The sequence below is a fragment of the Microcoleus sp. B5-D4 genome, assembly GCF_036705145.1.
Lineage (GTDB): Bacteria > Cyanobacteriota > Cyanobacteriia > Cyanobacteriales > Microcoleaceae > Microcoleus.
Window position 1 is genome coordinate 1 of record NZ_JAUBTV010000049.1, and the last position, 21,351, is coordinate 21,351.

At 43.9% G+C, this 21,351-nt stretch carries 15 protein-coding genes and 1 pseudogene; 5 read left to right on the forward strand and 11 right to left on the reverse strand.

Going from position 1 to position 21,351, the window contains the following annotated elements; all coding sequences use genetic code 11:
• The first annotated feature begins 82 nt into the window (after positions 1-82).
• Positions 83-1,753, forward strand: a complete 1,671-nt coding sequence (locus QUB10_RS21155) for a glycosyltransferase family 39 protein (RefSeq protein WP_333205272.1) — start codon at positions 83-85, stop codon at positions 1,751-1,753.
• A gap of 177 nt (positions 1,754-1,930) precedes the next feature.
• The gene (locus tag QUB10_RS21160) at positions 1,931-2,410 is read left to right on the forward strand and encodes a hypothetical protein (RefSeq protein ID WP_333101727.1); all 480 of its coding nucleotides are present in this window, start codon (positions 1,931-1,933) and stop codon (positions 2,408-2,410) included.
• A 191-nt stretch (positions 2,411-2,601) separates the two neighbouring features.
• Here the strand turns inward: QUB10_RS21160 and QUB10_RS21165 are convergent, their stop codons facing one another.
• On the reverse strand, positions 2,602-4,647 hold the full coding sequence (locus tag QUB10_RS21165; protein ID WP_333205273.1) for a S8 family serine peptidase: 2,046 nt from the start codon (positions 4,645-4,647) through the stop codon (positions 2,602-2,604).
• Positions 4,648-5,167: 520 nt separating this feature from the next.
• Here QUB10_RS21165 and QUB10_RS21170 point away from each other — a divergent pair.
• Complete coding sequence (locus tag QUB10_RS21170) at positions 5,168-6,223, forward strand: UPF0104 family protein (RefSeq protein ID WP_333205274.1); 1,056 nt, start codon at positions 5,168-5,170, stop codon at positions 6,221-6,223.
• Positions 6,224-6,326: 103 nt separating this feature from the next.
• On the opposite strand, the gene QUB10_RS21175 is transcribed toward QUB10_RS21170, so the two are convergent.
• Both QUB10_RS21175 and QUB10_RS21180 read right to left on the reverse strand, forming a co-directional pair.
• Complete coding sequence (locus tag QUB10_RS21175; protein ID WP_333205275.1) at positions 6,327-7,076, reverse strand: amino acid ABC transporter ATP-binding protein; 750 nt, start codon at positions 7,074-7,076, stop codon at positions 6,327-6,329.
• The gene (locus QUB10_RS21180; RefSeq protein ID WP_333205276.1) at positions 7,042-8,505 is read right to left on the reverse strand and encodes an ABC transporter substrate-binding protein/permease; all 1,464 of its coding nucleotides are present in this window, start codon (positions 8,503-8,505) and stop codon (positions 7,042-7,044) included. The genes QUB10_RS21175 and QUB10_RS21180 overlap by 35 nt, the downstream gene beginning before the upstream one ends.
• Before the next feature lie 427 nt (positions 8,506-8,932).
• On the opposite strand from QUB10_RS21180, the pseudogene QUB10_RS21185 reads away from it, so the two are divergent.
• Positions 8,933-9,064, forward strand: a pseudogene (locus tag QUB10_RS21185) (GMP synthase (glutamine-hydrolyzing)); the annotation flags it as partial.
• 57 nt (positions 9,065-9,121) lie between these two features.
• Here QUB10_RS21185 and QUB10_RS21190 read toward each other — a convergent pair.
• The 3 genes from QUB10_RS21190 to QUB10_RS21200 form a co-directional block, all read right to left on the reverse strand.
• Positions 9,122-9,748, reverse strand: a complete 627-nt coding sequence (locus QUB10_RS21190) for a hypothetical protein (RefSeq protein WP_333205277.1) — start codon at positions 9,746-9,748, stop codon at positions 9,122-9,124.
• 279 nt (positions 9,749-10,027) lie between these two features.
• Positions 10,028-14,077, reverse strand: coding sequence for a zinc-ribbon domain-containing protein (locus QUB10_RS21195; RefSeq protein WP_333205278.1), 4,050 nt, complete (start codon positions 14,075-14,077; stop codon positions 10,028-10,030).
• Positions 14,078-14,706: 629 nt separating this feature from the next.
• A complete protein-coding gene (locus QUB10_RS21200; protein WP_333205279.1) occupies positions 14,707-15,627 on the reverse strand; it encodes a cation diffusion facilitator family transporter in 921 nt (306 codons plus the stop codon).
• A gap of 241 nt (positions 15,628-15,868) precedes the next feature.
• Here QUB10_RS21200 and QUB10_RS21205 point away from each other — a divergent pair, with 241 nt between their 5' ends.
• Positions 15,869-16,216 carry a hypothetical protein gene (locus tag QUB10_RS21205; RefSeq protein WP_015174783.1) on the forward strand — a complete coding sequence of 116 codons (348 nt, stop codon included), beginning with the start codon at positions 15,869-15,871 and terminating at the stop codon, positions 16,214-16,216.
• Positions 16,217-16,467: 251 nt separating this feature from the next.
• On the opposite strand, the gene QUB10_RS21210 is transcribed toward QUB10_RS21205, so the two are convergent.
• The 5 genes from QUB10_RS21210 to QUB10_RS21230 all read right to left on the reverse strand — a co-directional run bounded on the left by QUB10_RS21210 (position 16,468) and on the right by QUB10_RS21230 (position 21,181).
• A complete protein-coding gene (locus tag QUB10_RS21210; RefSeq protein WP_333205280.1) occupies positions 16,468-17,310 on the reverse strand; it encodes a rhodanese-like domain-containing protein in 843 nt (280 codons plus the stop codon).
• Between the two features lie 3 nt (positions 17,311-17,313).
• Positions 17,314-17,835, reverse strand: a complete 522-nt coding sequence (locus tag QUB10_RS21215; RefSeq protein WP_333205281.1) for a type IV pilin-like G/H family protein — start codon at positions 17,833-17,835, stop codon at positions 17,314-17,316.
• A gap of 4 nt (positions 17,836-17,839) precedes the next feature.
• Positions 17,840-18,901, reverse strand: coding sequence for an S-methyl-5-thioribose-1-phosphate isomerase (gene mtnA / locus QUB10_RS21220; protein WP_333205282.1), 1,062 nt, complete (start codon positions 18,899-18,901; stop codon positions 17,840-17,842).
• Positions 18,902-19,017: 116 nt separating this feature from the next.
• A complete protein-coding gene (locus QUB10_RS21225; protein ID WP_333205283.1) occupies positions 19,018-19,563 on the reverse strand; it encodes a hypothetical protein in 546 nt (181 codons plus the stop codon).
• 256 nt (positions 19,564-19,819) lie between these two features.
• Positions 19,820-21,181, reverse strand: coding sequence for a cytochrome 450 (locus QUB10_RS21230; RefSeq protein ID WP_333205284.1), 1,362 nt, complete (start codon positions 21,179-21,181; stop codon positions 19,820-19,822).
• Between the last annotated feature and the right edge of the window lie 170 nt (positions 21,182-21,351).

The window sequence follows — 21,351 nt, forward strand, 5'->3', positions numbered from 1 at the left end:
AACCTTTTAAGTGGACATATAAGGGTAAAGTCTTGGCTGTTTAATAGTCTGTGTATTTACGCCGAGCTGTACTAGTTATAAAATGGAATCTACTAAAGATCGCGATCGACTAAATTCTCACAACCCTTCACTTGACAAGTGGCTGCGATTTTTAATTATCGCCGTATTAGTCATAGGCATTTTATTTCGCTTCGCCAATCTCGATCGCAAATTTTACTGGATCGACGAAACATATACTTCTTTGAGAGTTTCTGGCTACACCGAAGCTGAAATAATCAAAGAAATTTCGTACCAGAAAATAACCTCGCCTGCGGATTTACAAAAATATCAGCAGATAAATTCCGAAAAAACTTTAAGGGATACCCTGAATTCTTTAGCAACAGAAGACCCCCAACACCCTCCTCTGTATTATGTACTAGCGCGATATTGGGCGCAATGGTTCGGCAGTTCCGTTGCAGCAATGAGAAGTTTGGCCGCCGTGATTAGCCTGCTAGTATTTCCCGCAATTTATTGGCTGGCTTGGGAGTTATTTGAATCTTCAGCCGTAGCGTGGATGGCGATCGCACTTTTCGCAATTTCTCCCTACCACATCCTATTTGCCCAAGAAGCAAGACAGTACAGTTTGTGGACATTAACTACTATTTTATCCAGTGCAGCCTTGCTGCGAGCAATGCGCTCTGACGAAAATCAAAATGCTGTCGCCCTCGTTCTTTCCTGGGCGCTTTATGCAGGCACAGCAACACTGGGATTGTACACCCACTTGTTATTTGTCTGCGTCGCGGCTGCCCACGCACTCTACGTCGCAGTTATTGCCAACTGGCGCGATGTGAAAACATTCATTTCCTATTATGTAGCATCCTTAATCGCATTGAGTGGCTTCATGCCTTCCCTGGTAAATACTGTAGAAAACTTCAATCAAGTTAGAAGCACAACAATATGGGCAGAACAAACAAATTACTTAAGATTAGTCAGCAGGTGGGTTGGTTCCGTCACCATAGCATTTTTTGATATTGGCATTGATGGAAGTGCCAACGCCACACAACTAGCCTTGCTAGTTCCTGTTGGCATAATCCTGCTAGCTTTAGTCGGCTATGCCCTTTATTTTTTATGCCGACAAACACCAAAGCGAGTGTGGTTGATTGTATTGTTATTAATTGCAACAACTGCTTTGTTTTTAGCAGTACCTGATCTAATCAAGGGTGGAAGGCGATCGGCAAATCCGCGATATTTAGTTCCTTGTTATGTGGGAGTTCAGCTAGCAGTGGCTTACCTGCTGTCTGCGAAAATTAGTAACTATTTGGAGAAGTTAAAACAGCAAAAACTGTGGAAAATAGTTATAGTTGCAGTTTTTTCAGCAGGTATTATATCCGGTGGAGTTAGTTCTCAAGCAGATATTTGGTGGAATAAAGGCAGCGGTTGGTTGCGTGCCTTGGAAGTAGCTGAGACTGTCAATCAAGCCAGCAATCCCCTAATTATCAGCGATGCCAATATCGCACATATCATGCCTTTAAGTTATTACCTAGAACCAAAAGTCAAACTGCTAATAGAACCACGCTGTTACACTTCTTGCTACAAAAATCGAGAATTGGCAAAGAAAAAACCCCAACCGCCACCAATTCCCGGCGGTTTCAGTGAGTTGTTTTTATACAGACCTTCCTCTACTTTGCGATCGGCAATTCAGCAACAAAACTATCAAATAGATCCGGCTGACACTAAAGTCGATCTTAATCTGTGGAAAATTACCAAGAAATAATCTCAAACATTAAGGCCAAAAACACGGGTTTGCTGCCAAAAAATAAATGTCTTATTCACTGCGACATACTGACCCTAAACGGCATTTGTGGAAGTATGTCGCAAGTATAGTTTAATAGGGTTGCTTTTCGTGGTAAGCTAAAAGTTAAGAATAAAAAAATAAGATCAAAAATCTCAAATGACAGTCACTGAAACCTCCAACATTCGTAAACTGCTGTGTGATCCAGACTTAGGGCTGATTCCTCACCTAGAAAAGTGCCTGAAAGATTTGCACTCATCTGCGATCGCCAGTGGAGAGAAATTCAAGGTAGAACCTTACGATATAGAACTCAAAAGCTGCCACACCCAGAAGCATCCCAACGACCAAAAACCCCTCGTCACCCAGTCAGTGTTAATAAAAGTTCCCCTGACTGGGAAAGTTCAAGACAAGATGCACCTATATCTGATCGCAACTGAGTTGCAGAACCAAATCGACGTTAAAATTATCGACTGGAGTGCCTTAGAACGCCGCCAATACGACATTCAGGGCATCCCCTTAAAGCAGCCGATCACCAAAATAGACGGCCAGATGAATTACGAGTTAGTATTCGATCGACCAACCTACTGCTGCATCACCCTGTGTCGCCAATTTGACTTAACTTACGCCGCCAATTTTTAATTTGGCTTGTAGGGACGGGTTTCACCAACAATATTTAGGTTAATTAACAATCTATAAAACCCGCCCCTATCCCACGGTAAACCCCTTGTACATTTTTCGCATTCAATACAAATCAATGTTGATGTAGATTGTTAGTTGTGTGGGGGCGGGATATTATGGTTAATCGATCGGACATGATATTATCAATGAATTCAAACCGCTCGATTCGCAGTTTCCGCAAGAATCCTCTTAATATCAGCAGGAGTCAGACTCGGATTAGCTTGCAACATCAAAGCTATCACGCCGGATACTTGTGGCACTCCCATTGAAGTACCGGCAAAATATCGATAGGGAATCCCCGGTTGAGAAAGGGGCACAGTTGAATAAACATCACTAGAATCCGCCCTACCACCGTCGCCGCCCGGAGCAACAAAATAATTAATTGCCTGCGAACCAGCCCGGTTAGAATAATCCCCAAACAAGCCATTTCGGGTAACACCACCGACAGCAATTCCTACCTCATTGGCAAACCGAGCCGGATAATCTACTTGTGGGCGAGCATCATTTCCCGCCGCCGAAATCACGATCGCGCCTTGAGCTTCGACCGCTCGAATCGCCTCCAATTCTTGAGCATTCAACTGTAGGCCGCCCAAACTCACATTTATGATCTTTGCTCCATTTGCTACTGCATAATTAATCGCATTAATTTCATCCCGAATTTTACCCACCCCTGCCCTATCGAGTATTTTCAAAGGCATAATCTTCGCAGTCGGAGCCGTTCCAGTAATCCCAACCCCATCTTTTTTCGCAGCAACTAAACCCGATATATGAGTGCCGTGATTGTTATCATCCATCGGGTCATTATCGTTGTTGACAAAATCCCATCCTCGGAAATCGTCAACAAAGCCATTGCTATCATCATCAACCCCGTTGCTAGCTTTATTGCGACCGATCGCATCAACACCAGTTTCCCCCGCATTACTCCAAATATTCCCCGTCAAATCCGGGTGATTGTAGTCAACTCCGCTGTCAATAACTGCCACCACAATTCCGTCTCCAGTCAAGCCCTGGGCCCAAACCTCTGGAGCTTTAATTAAATCTCTGCCCCACTCGTCGCCACCCAAGTCGGGAACATCAGGGAAAGTTGCAGTACCTTGAGCTTTAGCAACTGCCGCTGCTGCATTCACCAAACCGAACCCAAAACGAGAGTCAAAACCTTGCAAGTTGCTCGGATTGTTAGGAGAAACAGTTGCAGGAGTTGCAGACAGATTGAGGGAGAAATTTGTACTGCCTTGGTATTGATAAACTCGGATAAAGTAAGTTCCTGCCGCTAAACCGTTGATGTCGATCGCTTCCGGCGATAAATTCGGTTGTTGAGAAGAAGCAATAATATCGGTGAAGTCAATAGAATTGTCGCCGTTAATATCTTTAATTAGAGCAAGATCAACATCCGCAGTCAAACCGCTGACAGTTAATTTAAAGTCGCTATTTGCAGGCAAAGTAAAGCGGTAAAGGCCGTCTGGCCGGGCGTTGTTAACCGAGTCTGCGATCGTTTGAGTGCCACCCAAAACGCCTAAATCGCGAGCTTGATCCAGTTGGTTGCCCAATACGGTAGTTGCAGAGATGAATGTATTGGCGAGGTCTTGTGGAGATGCGTTGGCTACCAAGCCTAAAATAGCATTGGATTGGCGAATTTTAATTAATGTATTGGAAAGACCGGGGGCGATCGATATTTCTTCGAGAATCAAGTCAGCTTCGGTAAGATTGTCAGTCAGTCCGATCGAATCCACAAAACTGTTAAAGTCAGTAATCACGTCTGCCGCAGTCGCATCGGAGACTGCAGAGTCGCTGCGGAGGACAAAGGTATCTGGGCCCAAACCGCCTGTTAGCGTATCTTTACCCCCATCGCCCACTAAAACGTCGCTGCCGTCGCCGCCGTTGAGGGCGTCATCTCCCTTACCTCCCTGCAAGGTATCGCTACCGGCATCGCCAAACAGGAAGTCGCTGCTGACACCGCCGTTAAGTACATCGTTGTCTGCGCCCCCTAACAGCGTATCGGAATTGCCACCGCCGAGAATGCGATCGTTACCATTATCACCGCTAATTATTTCGGCATCCGACGAACCGACAATAAAATCGTTGCCGCCGAGGGCAAAAAGTCCGTTAGGATAAGGAGTCACAAAGCCCGGAGTCAAGGCGAAACTATTGGGGCTATCATCTAAAAGATAGGAAAAACCGTCAGGGCTCGGGCCGGGCATAGAAATGTACTCCTAGCGAGGTATATCGATCTAAATTTTAGATTTTAAATTTAAGTTTGTGGTTAAAAACGCCCTAAATAGTCTGTAATGCGGGCATTACGCACAGTCTGTAGAGGTCTGCATAGGTTAGGTTAAACTAAGATGTTCCACCCTTCTCAATTACTTGTTTAGGAACAGGCTTTTCGGCCTGTTCCACAAGAATGTTGATTTATTGTGGAACGGGCATCTTGCCCGTTTAGGAACAGGCTTTTCGGCCTGTTCCACAAAAATGTTGAGTTATTGTGGAACGGGCATCTTGCCCGTTTAGGAACAGGCTTTTCGGCCTGTTCCACAAAAATGTTGAGTTATTGTGGAACGGGCATCTTGCCCGTTCTTGACAAGGGTGCAACATCTCAGGTTAAACAGATTTATTCCGTCATATCATGCCGTGTAAATCAAGCACAATTCCGCCTTAGCCCATCTAAAATATAAAATCTCAAACAGTATAACTTAATCCCAAATTCAAAATCGGGATCAGAAAATGGGAAAACAACACTTGCATCGAATTCAAAATTTTTTCAACATCGCGAAGTCGCATTTAAAGCCTTATTTGCGCTATTTGATTTTAGGCGGGACGTTTTTATTTATTGCCAAAGCTTTTTTAACTCACTGGCGAGAAGTCGCGAATATCCAAATTCGAGCCGAAAGTTTTCCGTTGCTGGCGATCGCCCTTGGCGTCACTTTACTTTCTCTAATTTTTGTCGGCTGGGTGTGGATGTTGATTTTGCGGGAATTCCGTCAACCTGTAACTGCCGCCTGGGCGATTCAAGTTTTTCTCAAAACTAATATTGCCAAGTATTTGCCGGGGAATATTTGGCATTTTTGGGGTCGAATATTGGACGCCAAAAAGGCAGGAATTTTCCCGAAAGCTGCTACTCTCAGCGTGTTGCTGGAACCGCTGCTGATGGCTTCTGCGGGCGTTTTGATTGGGTTGATTTGTTTTGAAAAATTCAATTGGTGGTTGCGGATTGTCGGTTGTGCTGCTATTTTAACGGCGATTCACCCCCGAATTTTAAATCCGATCGTCCTATTTGTAGAGCGGTTGAAGTTATCCAAGAACAATGGGGAAAATTCAGAACTTGGGGAGGATCGGGGCGAGCGACAAACTTTGCGTTTAGAGTCTACCTCCAGTCTAACTAAAAAAACATCGAGTGTCAAGTCTAAGCGCCCAATTAATTTGCCAATTAAACGCTATCCTTTAGTGCCGTTAATCGGACAAATGTGTTTTATCGGATTGCGGGGCGGCGGTTTTTTGCTAACTGTAACGGCTTTAACTCCGGTGGAATTTAGCAATATTCCCAACTTGTTCGGTGCTTTTTGTTTTGCGTTTGTTGTCGGTTTAGTCGTACCGGGAGCACCGGGGGGAATGGGAGTATTTGAAGCAACGGCGATCGCCCTGCTGTCCGATCGCTTTTCTACGGGTATAATTTTGAGTGCCGTGGCTTTGTATCGGATTATCAGCATTCTGGCGGATGTTTCGGGTGCATTTTTAGCTAAACTCGATCGCCAGCGAAATCAGCGCAGTAAAAAAAGGTGAATTTAAAACTAAATATTGTCGTGATTGTAGGGTGCGGGGCTGAGAATGTGAGATTATGTGCGATCGAACTACAAACCTATTTAATTGCGGATGCGATATCAGATTAAAGCATTTTTTCCAGAAATTGCTTGGCGCGATCGCACTTCGGGTGACTAAAAAACTCCTGCGGCGGCACATCTTCCGCCACCTTTCCGCCATCCAGAAACAAAATCCGGTGGGCGACTTCCCGCGCAAAACCCATTTCGTGAGTTACAATTGCCATTGTAATTCCCGTTTTCGTCAAAGCTTTCATTACATCTAACACTTCTTTAACCATTTCTGGATCGAGTGCAGAAGTCGGTTCGTCCATCAACAAAATTTCCGGTTCCATAGCCAAACAGCGGGCGATCGCCACCCGCTGTTTTTGTCCCCCCGAAAGCTTAGAAGGATAAATCTCGGCCTTATCTGACAAACCCACTTTTTCCAGCAATTCTAACCCCTTCAGACGCGCCTCATCCTTAGCCACCTGCTTCACCTTTACAGGGGCATACATCACATTTTGCAGCACAGTCATGTGGGGGAACAAGTGGAAATGCTGAAAAACCATCCCCACTTTCTGGCGGATTTTCAGAATATCTACCTTCGGCAGAGTAATATCCACCCCGTCAATATATATGTGCCCCGAAGTCGGAATTTCCAGTAAATTCAAACACCGCAAAAAAGTAGACTTGCCGCACCCCGAAGGGCCGATAATGGCAATCACTTCTCCTTTATGAATCTCAGTAGTTATCTCGCGCAAAACCTTCAGATTGCCAAAAGATTTATACAGGCGATCGACCTTAACTGCTAGTTTGGAGTCTGCGTTCGAGTACATTGGCCCCCCAAGTTAAACTAAGCACCATCAAATAATAAATTGCACCGACAAATATCAAAGGTTCAAAGTAAATATACTTTTCTGCTCCCACAATTGTAGCGCGGCGCAGCAAGTCTTCTACGCCAATTACTGAAACTAAAGCTGAATCCTTCAGCAAAGCAATACTTTCATTCACCAATGCAGGCAAAATATTTTTCAACGCTTGCGGCAAGATAATATCGCTCATCATCAGTTTGTAGGGAACGCCAAGGGATTCTGCGGCTTCTTTTTGACCTTTATCTACGGCTTGAATTCCCGCGCGGATTGTTTCGGAAATATAAGCCCCAGAATTCAGGAAAAAAGTAATCACGCCAGCTTGCAGCGCCGATATATTATAGCCCGTAAGCTGCGGCGTTGCAAAATAAACTAAAGTCAACTGCAAAATTAGCGGTGTTCCGCGAAAAATTGAGGTGTAAGCAGTGGCAAACCAGAACAGCGGTTTAATGCTAGAAATCTTAAACAGAGACAGCACGATTCCCCAGATAAATCCCAGAAATGCTGACAGCAAGGTAAAAGTTAGCGTTACCCAAAGCCCGGACAAAATATAAGGCAAACTCGGCAAGATTTTGCCAAAATCTAACCCGAACTTGGACGCTACCGCAGGCTGATTTGCTTGAGCAGGTTCTTGCGGAATCGGTCGAGAAAACCACTTAGTAGCTAGTTCCTTAATTTGACCGCTGGCTTTCATTTGCTGAAGGACTCGGTTGAATTCTGGAACTAATCTCGAACCTTTCGGAAAGGCGATCGCCGAACCGCTTTCTTCAGTATTTGGGATTGTGTTAAATTCCAAGTCCGGGTTCGCTGCGGCATAACCCGTAGCGACAGTATCCTCAATCACTCCTGCGGCGATGCGGTTCGATTTAATTTCTTGAATAATGTCAGGAATCCTATTGAGAGCAGCCAGTTGCACCCCGGCCATTTTTTTCACAGCTTCCTGCTGAATGCTTCCGAGTTGAACGCCTACTTTTTTCCCCGCTAAATCTGCCGCTTTGGTCAAATTGCTGCCTTTATTGGCGACAATTGTATTTTGAGCTTCGTAGTAAAGGTCAGAAAAAGCAACATTTTTTTTCCTTTCTGCTGTGGGAGTCATTCCAGCCATCACAAAATCGGCTCTTCCCGCCTGCAAAGCGGGAATTAAGCCGTTAAAATCCATGCCAACTACTTTCAGTTCGTAGCCTAATTTTTTAGTAATATATTTGGCAATATCGATGTCAAAACCGATGATTTCGTTGCCGCTAACAGCAGTATCTTTAAATTCATAGGGCGGGTAGTCTGGGGAAGTCGCTAGTGTTAAAGTCTTGTTGGCTTGGGCGTAGCTGGCGATCGCAATTAAACAAATGGCGATCGCGATCGCCGCCACCAGCATTGACTTTAATTTTAAACGTTTCATATCGAACATTGTCCTAAAAAATCCCCTCGCCAACAAATTATGCGAAACTTCACAATTATGTCACCACTCTCAAGATAGATAAGATGGGTAGGGTGCGTCAGGTTGGAGATTCTTAGTCAGCATAGAAAGTGTGATTCTGACGCACTATTTGTTGCAAAATGCGTTAGTTATGAAATTGTTGGTTTGTAGGAAAAATCATGCTAACTGACGCAGGCTACTTAAAAGTAAATCACGCTCAATACTTAATCCGTGTATCCGTGTCAATCCGTGTCGTGCCTGCCTTCTTCTCTAACATTTGAGAAAGTAAAGCTGGTTCGCACAACTCCCACCCATGTTGTACCGTTGTCTTAGTTGCGATCGGTATTTCTAATCATCCAGCATATTCCATTTGTATGTGGTGCACGGTATTCAGTAGATGAGAGCAAAAGCTGATTGGGCGCGGGTTCCTTACGATTTGTTGGAACTGATCAGGAATCGGATTGTGAATGAGGTTAAGGGGGTGAATCGGGTGGTTTACGATATTACTTCTAAGCCACCGGGTACGATCGAGTGGGAGTGATTTTTAGTTAGCGATCGAGTAGGCGGACAGATTTTTTTGTCCGTCTGCACAGACTATTTAATTGCGATCGCGCATTTCAGCATCCAGGAGCAGTTCGCACTGTTGAAATACGTAATTAATACTGGCAAATAGTCGATTTAGGTCATCAATCAAGTAAGACTGTTTGTTTTTAGTAAAACTATTTGACTTCAGCTTGCCAAACTGCCATACTCCCCCATTCGAGACAATTCCAAATACTTCTTGCTCTGAGTTTTCATTCAGTCGCTGTGCCGCAATCATTTCAGCTAAACACTGAGCCCATCCATTTTCAAAGTTATCTTGTTTCGCTTCCACTAACAGAAAGTAAGGTTGTTCAAAAACCACTTTTCCTAATGAAGAACGTTTAGCCAAAATATATTCAGGAAATCCCGAAAGATATTGGTCATAGGTGAGAGATTGATGGCTCCACAAAACAAACCCGCTGTAATAGCGCTTCCAAACTTCTTTGAGCACTGGGTAAATTAAATTTTCGCAAATTGCAAATTCTGAATTATCAACAACTCCTTCTCGCATTGTAAATTCTAAATCTTCTCTAAAATAGTCAGAGACATGAAACTCTGTTTCTACTATGAAGTTAGATTCCGTGTAGGTAATCTGAAATTCTTTGAGGACTGAACTGACTGTTTTGTAAGCGCTAAAGGGCATAGTTATTTCCTGTGAAAAACGACGCGAGTTTTACAGAGTCGTACAACGTCATGAGCATCAATTTCTTTCCGGGGCGGGTTCGATCGCAATTGCTAATGTCATAGGCTCTACCAAGTTGCTACTTCTATATTAGCAAGCATCTGTTATGGTTCTAGATTACCGCAGTTTTTTCGTGAAAGTCGATCGCCCGTATGGCCCCATAAAGCTTGAAACTCAAGCGAAATTTGCAAATCCGCCCTCAAAATTCCGCGACAACGATTTGTTAGCCCGCTCGGTACACTAGAGTTGTACTCTAATTTGAGAGAGTTCAACCTCCTCTGATTTGATGGCTCTAAAATACTGAAATTTCCCTACTTCAGTATTTTCAATTATTCTAAAACCTGCTAGTTCAAGTCCCCTAATAAACCCTTGAATATCTTTCATGTGGGAAGTGACCTCATAAATCCAGAGCTGTCCATCAAGTTTGAGTGTACGGGCGGCTTCTCGAATATAATCAGCGATGTTTAAACCCATAAGTGACAGATTAAACATAGCAACGTCCAGACAGCTATCCTCCAAAGGCACACGAGCCATATCGCACTCAATAACCGAATCATTTATAGCAATAAAATCAAAGCTATGAACTATATGCTTACCAGCAAGAGCTTTAGCTATCAGTGCTTCCCCACAACCAAAATCAGCCACTACTAAATCCGAGCGCTTCTGAAGCCACTTGATAGCCTCCTCATAAGGAGTAACTGACCAGGTTTTTCGAGCTTCTTGATAAAGGGTATGATATTGCATCCACTCTTCTGGATTGCCTTGCAAGCGTTCATAGTTAGTGTGACTGTAACTGTTATTCCAACGGGCATTCATACGGCTAAAATCACCGTACTGAAAATTGCGTCGCTGCACATCTATAGGATCAACATCTGGAAGTGGAACAAAGATTCGAGGGCGAATAATTGATTTTTGTTCACCTGTTTTCAATCGTTCTAACCACTGCCGCAAGTCTCGAAATGCTTGAGATTCTGTTCTTAATTGTCCTTCAGGCATCACACCATCAACCGCAGCATCGGCAACTGTTTGTTTGTTTTGTAACCGAGCTAATCGCCCCTCATCCCAACTCCAGCGTTCTCCGTTATCGACACCATAAGTTACAGGCATGAGGATTGTGAGAGTATCGTGAATTTGCCCCTGACGATTCAATCGCCCTTCTAGCTGCTCTAATTCAGCACTTGTCCAGGGTGGAATATTCAGAATTAGGCGATCGCAAACTCGTTGAAATCCATCGACACCAGTAGCCATTGCACTACTGGCAATCAAAATGTCTGTAGAGCCATCAATAAAATTGTTACGGCCACTCTTATCTCCCCCCATGTGAAAACCGACAGTCCATCCTTCTCCCTCGATCGCCTCTTTTAGCTGATCGACAATGCCCTCAACGTAATGAGTATAAACAATTGTTTTTGGTTGAAGTTCCTTCAAAATCGCTGGAATTCGGGCGCGGGTAAGGATTTGCTCCATCTTTAGAAGAGATGTAGCTTTTTCTCGCATTTCATCAACCAAGTGAGTACAATTAACTGGAATCGTAACCCTGTTGATTTTGATCTTAGGCTTGACTCTGGAGCGAATTCCCAGAGTAACAAGTGCCTGATGTAAACGCATACAGTTGTTAAGCGTAGCTTTTTCACCTAAATCAGATCGTTCTATACCTGTTACTAATTCAACTAAACTTTTACCTTCTTTTAGGTTATTAATTACAGGAGTTGCACTCATTCCCAGCACATGAAGATCAGGATTGTTCTCAGTTGCATTCGTAATCAGTGCAAGAACCATCTGTCGCCGTTTAGATGGATCATCACTACGATGTTTACAACGATGAATCTCATCCACAATGATGAGGTCAATTTTGTATCGTTCTAGCAGTTGTCGAATGTGAGCAGGTGTTGAGGGTTGCTGGAACATTTCATGATTCAGCAGAATGTAGTGATGTCCCTCCTCAATCTCTAACCAATGAGGATTGAAATTTTTTATTGTTACTCGACTATCTGGAAAAACGTGCTTGATTTCTCCATGCCAGTTTGGAATTGTATCTAATGGAGAGATAATTATTGTGAGATGAGAATCAATAATGCGGCTGCTAAGAATACCACCTATCGTTTTACCTGTTCCTGTCAACGAAAGATTTAACATCCGCTTTCGATTGCGTAGCTGTACCGCCGCTAACTTCTGCATTAAGTTTGGAGGGGTAATTTTGCCATTAATGCGGAATGCCCAACCTGACGGAATTTGCATATCCCGCGCTTGGTTGTATTCGTCAAGAAATTGATCTCTCACCTGACGACCATAACCCTCATCGGTAAATGCTTCTACACCTTCAACAGCAGATTCATCCTCAAAAACTTCTGCCCAAATCCGATTAAGCCTAGAAGCAATAAAGAAATCAATCGCCTCTTGATCTGCTGAAGCAACAACTTGACTACTTAGAAATTCTAGGCTTTTCTGTACTTTTACTTTTGGCAGTTCATTAGATTTATCAAGTTGTTGTGGAGAATCACCCTTTGTTTCAAAACTTTGAGAGGTTTCATCAACAATCTTTAGTTCAGAATCTCCTTTTATATCCTCATCTAAGCTAGTCTCAACCTCAGAGATTTTGATTTGCTTACCTTGAATTAAATCTCGAAGTTTTTGCCCTGTCAGTTTACCCTTGATAATATCTTTGACGATCTTGAGTCCGTCAGTATTCGTTGTATCTAAAACACCTGATTGCTCAAATATTTTATATAGTTCAGCCTGAGTTAGGTTGGGAATATGAACTTCTAAACTAGCTACAAACTGACGAATTGCTTCTAAAGACCAGCCAAAACAACGAGCGCATCCGCTATTACCTCGACTCCAAGAAGCTCTCGTAATACTATTAATCTGAGTTGTCCATTCATAACCATCATGTGGACACTTAAACCAAGCTTCTTGGCTAGATCCCTTAGTCAATGCTGTTGGTTCTAAACCAAGTTGATTATTTTTTTCATAATCCCAATATTGATCAACATAGTCAGGATAAAGAGCAATTAATGATGTAGTTTCAGTAGCAATTTTACCGCTACAAGCTGGACAACCACTGTTTCCTTTTTTCCAAGATCCTTTTGATATGGAAGTGATTGTTGCTACCCACTCATACCCATCAATAGGACATTTAAAGAAAGCTTCTTTTCTCGATCCCGTTGTTAATTTCATAGCATCGATTCCTAGCTCATTATTGGCTTGGTAAAACCAATACTTAGCAACTTCATCAGGAAATTCAATCCCAATAGGATTTGCTTGACCCCATTCCCCTCGCTTTCTTTCATTAGTACCATTACATACTCGGCATCCAGCATTACCCTTTGACCATTGTTGCTTGATTGTTGAGGCAACAATTGCCTGCCATTCATTGCCATCATGGGGGCATTTAAACCAAGCCTTTTTATTACTACCTAAAGAAAGGGTGACTGGATCTAAATCCAGTTCTTTATTTTTTTCGTAATCCCAGTATTGACTAATCAGTTCAGGATAAACTTCTATTAAACTAGCATTTTTTTCAGCCTTCTTTTTTCTACCTGCACACTTTGGGCATCCACTTGTCCCCCTATCCCAACTGGTCTTAATATCGTTAGGTCTTTTTTCCCATGAGTGTCCATCAATAGGACATTTAAGCCAAATAAATTTGCTGGTACTCCCAGCAGCAATATCTTCAGGTTTGATATCTCCATTCTTTTCATAATCCCATAATTTTGCAACTCTTTCTGGGTAGAGGACAGCTAAACTCTTTAAATAAAAGTTATTTTTTAACTGTTCGTTTTTCTCTTGTTCCGCGATGGCTTTCGCTTCTTCTTCAGCAACTTTTTCTTTTTCACGTTCTTTCAAATATTCATGGAATGCAGGATTGACATCAAGAACCTGCCTAACTCTTTCTCTACTTAATCCATGCTGATCGCCTATATCCTGATAGCTAAACCCTTGTTTATAAAGCTCTAAGAACTGATTACTCTTCTGAAGTTTCGCCTCTCTGATTTTAGTTAATTTAGATAATTTTTTTTTGCTTTCACTTTCTGCTTCTGGCGAAAAATCTACTCCTCCATCATCATTCTGCCCTTGCCAAATTTGACAAATAGCCTGCCCCAAATCGGTTAGAGAAACCCGCTCATCTTTTAATTGAACAAGACCTCTATCCTGAAGATTGAGTAATGTCCTTTTGACAGAAGTAAATTTTTTTATGGGTTCAGAGGATAAATATAGCGATTGAAGAATGAGTTTCTGCATCCTACCAAACCCCTTTCTAGCCTCTCGGATATTGTACGCATCATCCATAGCTCAACCTGAATAATTAGAGGTGTCTATGTACTATTTTATAGATAAATGCGGAATATATGCCTAATATAGCCCAAAAACAAATCAGGAGATTTTAGACTAACGGGAGGTCATTGATCCGGGGCTGATGCGGTTGGTGATTTAGACTTGGTTATGGGATGAAACTTACCAAAGTTAGATGGGTGAACTTACCGCCGACGGCATTCGTGACTTCCGCACGACCTATGGGCAGACCACGAACCCTAGCAGTTTCCCCCTTTTTCAATTTACCCGAACCTTCCATAGCCAATAGATCAACAATTGACCCGGAGGTGGTTGGGCGCTTTGGGTTCAGAAGTCGAAATTCTGCTACCTTGGGACTTGCGACCGAAAATGGCCGTAGAAATCCAAAAAACTCGGAACTTGTACCAATAGTCTTTTGCTCGATAATTATCAAAGCTATTGTGGAAAACTTGCCGATTTCTGTGGAAAAACCCCTTTTTCCTGTGGAAAACTGCTACTAAATTAAGTGCGATCGCTCTAACCCGATTGATAGGATTTAAAAAATTGGAGGAATTGCGGTAAGTAAAAATACTTTCCCGATTCTTGAATTAATCCGTATCTCCGTGTCAAAATCACTGGTTGTGCCTTCATTTTTCAGAATCGTAGCTAATTTGGTCGGAATGGTAAGCCGGCGGCTCAACGTGAATTAAGATGCGTACAGGGCTGAAACGTTCTTCCAAACGGGCTTCTACTTCTTCTGTAATCCGGTGAGCTGTTTCTACATCGACAGCATCCACAATCATGTGCATATCAATAAATACTTGACGCCCTACAACGCCACGGGAGGCGATCGAGTGACAGTTGACAACCCCCGGTACATCGATCGCGATCGCGTGAATAACTTCCGGTGCGATCGCCATTTCATCCACCAACCAAGGCAGATTTTCCCTTAAAACCTTCCAACCGCTGCTAAATACCAAAACAGCCACAGGAAAAGACAAAAACACATCCAGAAATTGCAGTTGAGGTATATTCCAAACCTGCCCTTGCCAAACACCAATCAACCCGCCGATGACCATAATTGTCACCCAAACATCGCTCATCGTGTGCTGAGCGTCAGCCACTAAAATCGCGCTACCGAGACGTTTTCCCACCCTGCGCTCGTAAAAAGTGACAAAAATATTAATTCCCAGTACAATCAACAAAATCCACAGTTCATTTGGCGATATTTTGACAACTTTACCCCCGTTAATCAGCCTTTCGACAGCACCGCTGAGAATTTCAAAACAGGCAATTCCCAGAAAAGCAGCAATTCCCAGAGCTCCGAGAGCATCAAATTTTTGGTGTCCGTAGGGATGATCGCGATCGGGCTGCGGATTGGCATAATGATTAGTTACCAATCCTAAAATATTATTAGCGCTGTCCGTGACGCTGTGCAAAGCATCTGCCAGCAAACTGAGGGAACCAGTCAGCCATCCCACGGCTGCTTTAATTGCCATCACCAGCAAATTTAGCAATAAGGTAATTATTAAAACCTTGCGGACTTCGGAACGGTTATCGGCAACCATAAAATCTCCTCTATCTGCCGTCAAGTTTTCTGGTTTCTAGTTTAAAGCTTATCAAGTCCTAAAAGGTTAAAAGTATTGCTGAATCTAGCTGGCAACTAGATTTATATTCATTAATTTAGCCTAGCTTCTTGAGACAAATTTTAATTAATAGCAGTTTCGCTGCCCAATTTTGCTTGCAGGTACTTCTTTTAGGTTATTGTATATTTTATCATTAACTATTGTATGTTAAATTTCATTGCCCATGTCTCTTTCTCCGCTGACACTGAATTTAGTCGAAGGTTCTGTCTCCTTTAGCTTTTCCCCGCAAGCCGCGCGGGATTTGCAAAGCGAGATTGCAGCTTTGATGGAAAGCTTGAAAGCTGTAGCAGCCAAAACCGCTGGCGCTAAAGCTTCTCCCCAAAAACCGATGGAATATCGGTATGCAGGAGATGTATTTTTGGAAGTTTTCTGCAACCCGAATATCTGGCCAACTCCTTTTGCTGCGAAAGTGCTGATTACGGTTCGGGACGATCGTGTGCGCGTGACCACCGAAGCCGAACTCAGCCGCCTGCGTGACGATCTCGCTCAGTATATCGAACAAGTCGGTTGAGAATCTCAACCTGAAACTCGCCCGTTTGTCAAGGTTAAATTCCCATTAGAATCATTGGGGTTTTGGCTTCAGTAGGGTGCGTCAGCTAGGGTTCTTTTGTCGATAATTCAGAGACTCTCTTCTGACGCACCCTACGACTAATTGGCTTAGTAAGGTGCGTCAGCTAGGTTTCTTTTATCGGTAATTGAGAGACTCTCTTCTGACGCACCCTACGACTGACATACCCTACGACTAATTTCTAATTGCTAGTTTTAATTTTTTGTCAGGGGATAGCTATCTGCTGGCGACGCCGACCATTCCCACATTGAACCTGCATAATTCTTAGCATTAAATCCCACATTTGTCAAGACACAAGTCAACCATGCAGAGCGAATTCCCCCGGAGCAATAACTCACAATTTGAGTGGACTGCGAAACTCCTTTTTGCTGCAAAATAGCGACAATTTCCCCCCGATCCAGCATTTTTCCCTGTTTGTCCATTAACTGTTTGTAATAGAGGTGAACCGCACCGGGAATGTGGCCGCCCCGCTTTTCTCCGTAAGGCGTTTTACCTGCATATTCTCGTGGCTCTCTGGCGTCGATAATGACTAAATTATCATTGCCTAAAATAGCTTTTAAATCATCCTGTTTAATTTCCCAATTCGAGGGGCGAGATATTACAAAATCTCCTGTTTGCGGTGGATTGTTTGGACTTTTTACTTGAGAAATTCCAGCTTTGATTAAAGCCCGATATCCTCCATCTACAAAAACAGCTTTTTCCTGTCCCAAAGTCCGCAGCATCCAGACAATTCGCCCGTCTTCGCCCCACCCTTTCACGGAATCGGCAACCACTATCACAGGTTTGTCTTGACAAATACCAATTGCTTGCAGTTTTTGAGTTAAAACAGTGTTATTTTCGATAATTTTTCCTTTGTGGGGAAAGTGCGATTGAGAAAATTCCTGCCAAGTTACGGCAATAGCTGGCGGGAGACGACAAAACCACTTTAAAATAGGTGCGCGAGCATCTAGTAAAGTAGCTTCTTGTTCCAGCAATTGCTTAGCTAAATCTGCATTTACTATCCAGTTATTTTCTAAATTACCCAGTAAATTAGACATAATTTATTGAGTAACTTGGGCTGTATTAGCACCGCAGGCTAAAACCCCTTTGATATTAGTTGGATTAGCTGGTTTAGTCTTGCCAGGAGCAACATTTAGACACAAGATTGTTTGGGTCTTGTTTCCCACCAAAAAGACTCCCCCTACAAAACTTTTGAGATTAGCTTGCTTCGATACTCCGTAGTTAAATACAGCACCTTTTTTCATCATGCCGATCGAGTAGCTATAATTTGCTGCGGCAGGTTTAATTTGGAAACCCATATAAACCAATAGATTGGAAACAGAACTTGTAAAACCTGCTTTTTCAGCATAGTAAACTTGCTGAGCTTTATTCATCGAACCCACAAAATTTTTCGCTTGTGATTCTTTAGGTTTAAGCGTTTGTGAAACTTGAGCTTCCGAGACTGGACTGAAAACAAATGGCAGAGTTAGAGATGCGATCGCAACTTTGATCTGCCAGTTGCTGCTGCTATAAATCCTGCTTAATTTCACAGAAACCATGTGGAATGAGCAGTTGAGAAACATATAATTAAACTAATTGTTTTGCCTGAAACTGTTGCAAGGCCCAAGGAGCAACCGTGCCGTGTTCTGTGATTATTCCCGATATTAATTCCGCCGGAGTTACGTCAAAAGCGGGATTGTAAAATTCTACTCCCACAGGACAAATTCGCGTAGTTCCAACTTGATACATTTCAACTGGATCGCGTTCTTCAATGGGGATTTTGCTCCCATCGGAAAGTTCAAAATCAATTGTTGACAGAGGGGCGGCGACAAAAAACGGGACATTGTGAGCTTTGGCAACAATTGCTAAACTGTAAGTGCCAATTTTATTGGCCGCGTCGCCGTTAGCAGCGATTCTGTCTGCACCCACAACTACGGCGTGAATCATGCCGAGTTTCATGCAGTGAGCGGCCATATTGTCGGCTATTAATGTGACGGGAATTCCTTCTTGGACGCATTCCCAAGTGGTCAGTTTTGCACCTTGGAGACGGGGCCGAGTTTCGTCTGCAAAAACTCTTCCGAGTCTTCCTTCTCGCCAAGCAGAACGAAATACACCTAAAGCAGTACCGTAACCTGCTGTTGCTAATGCACCGGCATTACAGTGAGTTAGTAAGTTCAATTTTTCGGGTGTAGCTGGCAGAACTTCTAAACCTTTGTCGCCGATATCTTTACAAGTTTGCAAGTCTTCTGCTTGAATGGTTTTGGCCATTTCTAACAAAGTTTGTTGCACTTGTTCGACAGAACCGCTAGTTCTCTCGGCAGTTTTGAGCATTCGCGATATTGCCCAAAACAAATTAACTGCAGTGGGACGAGTCGATCGCAATAACTCGCCAACTTGTTCTAGTTTAGTAAAAAACTCGGTACGATCGCCCGTTTCGATTTCTCGCGCCCCCAAATACATCCCGTAAGCTGCTGCTACCCCGATCGCCGGAGCTCCTCGGACTATCATAGTTTTAATCGCCTCAGCCATATCTTCGCAGCGGCTAATTTCGACTACACCGTATTCTTTCGGTAGCCGATTTTGGTCAATTAGCAGAACTCGGTCTTCTTTCCAAGTGACGGGGGAAACAGGGGAGTTTTGAGGGGTCATCGATTTCAATGATGTGAGGGACAAGTTTCTATGATGCCATGAAGGCGACTATTCCCGCCACTTCGATCGACAAAACCCGCCTAATTAAGCGGGTTTTGTAGTTTCCCTAAATATTTTCACTCTTGGGCAATGATTAAACAATCACTCTCCACTTTAGACAGCATATCTGGAAACGCTGATGTGTAGTTCCCATCTTTGTCTACAACCCTGCGAAGTATATATCCGCTCTCAGCAGGTCTGCCGAAAAACGAGTTTGTGCGATGCCAGATATCTCCATTCGGAGTGTTCGGATCTCGATCGATCAAAAAATCTACAAGCCACTGCGGCACAGACCATCCAAACACTATCGGCGTAATGTGTCCGTGCTGCAAAGTTGCATCCGAGAATCGGAACAAGTAGCTGAAACGAGAAAATTTAACTAAATAAAGTAACATCCGTCCCGCCATTGATGAATGAAATGTCCAGATAACAGGGTCAAAAACGCGCAGCAATAACGTCAGTTGGTCAGCATTCCAGTCTGAACTGTGCATCGTCAGACAATGGTCTGGTAAAACATTCCCGTCCATAAAAAAGATACCTTGCAGGACTTCAGGTAACTCGGCTGGATGTTCTACTTTCATCCAATTCGCGATGTCTTTTAGTTGCTTTTGTTCGATTAACATGGTATTATTTATCCTCAAAATAGTTGTGTTTTGGTTTCCTATTAGATACCCCCTGCATTTCTTAGTCGATCGATCGATAGTTTGTGTGGCGTGCGGTTTCAACTGAGATCTTGCACCATTGCCAATAAGTTTTTCAAGGGCGGGCGGGACACCCCACAAGAAACTTGATTTCTTGTGGAACAGGAATCTTGCCTGTTCTTGAGAATTGTGTAAGATCTCAGTTTCAACCGCTATCTGATGCGAGCTTTTGGATTAATTACCGCCGCAAATTCGGCTCAGAAGCTCGTCGCACTTTGCCTACCGTACTCACGACATCCACCAGCATCTTGAGTGCTATGTCTTTAGCTGGGCAAATCCGTCCCGCACTCCGATCGCCCACCGAATGAAAACCCATATGAAAAGGGCACAGATTCTCGCGCTTAGCATTGAATTCGTATACCGTAGAGCCCCAGAAACCCTCGTCTAGCAGCCCCAAACTGAGCGGTATCAGTACCTTGGTTCCGGCGGGGAAAGTGCGCTCTTTGCCCGCTACCGTTGCGGTGAAAGGCTCTGTCGCGACTCGGTGCGTGGCGCTGACGGGGGCCCAGAGGCGGGCGCATTCCAGGAGGAACAGCTCGATCGACTGGCGATCGTCCAAATCGAGCCGATCCCAAAAATCAGTCGGGTTAATTTCGGCCGTCTGCTGTCCTTTATAGGCGGGGAGAGGGCGGTATCCCATTGCCGTGTAACCTAGGTGCAGGGGGCCTTGCAGTCCCGCTATCCCCATAATCGATGTCATCAGCTTTGCCAATTCCCGCTTAGTCATGCCGTTGTTTTCCGAGCTCTCCTCGAAGTCGGCTAAGGCTGGGGAATTTTCATAGATAGTCGCTGCACGCTCGATTAGAGTGGACAAATCCCCGTGTCCAAAGAGGTTCAGGCTTTGCAGCAGGTTCCCGATGACTGCGAAGTAGTGCAGCGGGCTTTGGCGGGTGTAATGCAATTCGGTGAGAAGTTCGATCGACTCTGAATCGTCTGGATTAATCCCAAAGATGACGTAGTGCAGGTATCGGACTAAAAATCCCATCCAACCCCGCTTGACATCGGTAAAAAACGCTCCCCCCGCACCGTGCGACATCTCGGCATAATCTGCAGCTAGCCTCAGCAGCAACCGTCGGGCGATTTCGTCCCCTTGGCGATCCGTTGTCGCACTGTTGAATAGATATTTCTGCATACAGCTTCGGAATGCTGCGTGGTTGCTGCTACCATCAGTGGCGCGATCGGACAAAGACAGCAGGAAAAGGTTTCTGCCGCCGACATCTTGGTTGGGCGCGCGATCGGCATCAAGTACAGATGTACCCAGCCGCCAGCCGCGCGCCTGGGGCGATGTGAGTGCTTTTTCCAGCGTTGCAAACTCTCCCATCACGACTTGCCCCGCGCAGCAAAAGTTCGCTCCGAAAGCCAGCCGTTTTATCTGCAAATAGGTGGGTTCGTTGGCAATCAAACCCTCAATCAGGGCGATCGCGGGTAGCATGGTTTTGCTGAGAGTTTCTTCCGGGTTTTGCAAAACCCAAGCCTGAAACTCGTTCAGGGCAGGGTTCATCAGCGATGAGAAAATAGTATCTAAATTTAGGTTCATCATAATTCCTCCGAGAATTCTTCGCCATAACCCGCTTTGCATTTAGCAGCAAGAGGGTATTGAGCGGCAATTGAGCGGGTATTGAATCCCACTTAATTGCCAAGCCAAAATCAGTAAGTATAACTATAGCCATCTTTATTTGTGAACACAGTGGCAATATAGATATAGTTTTA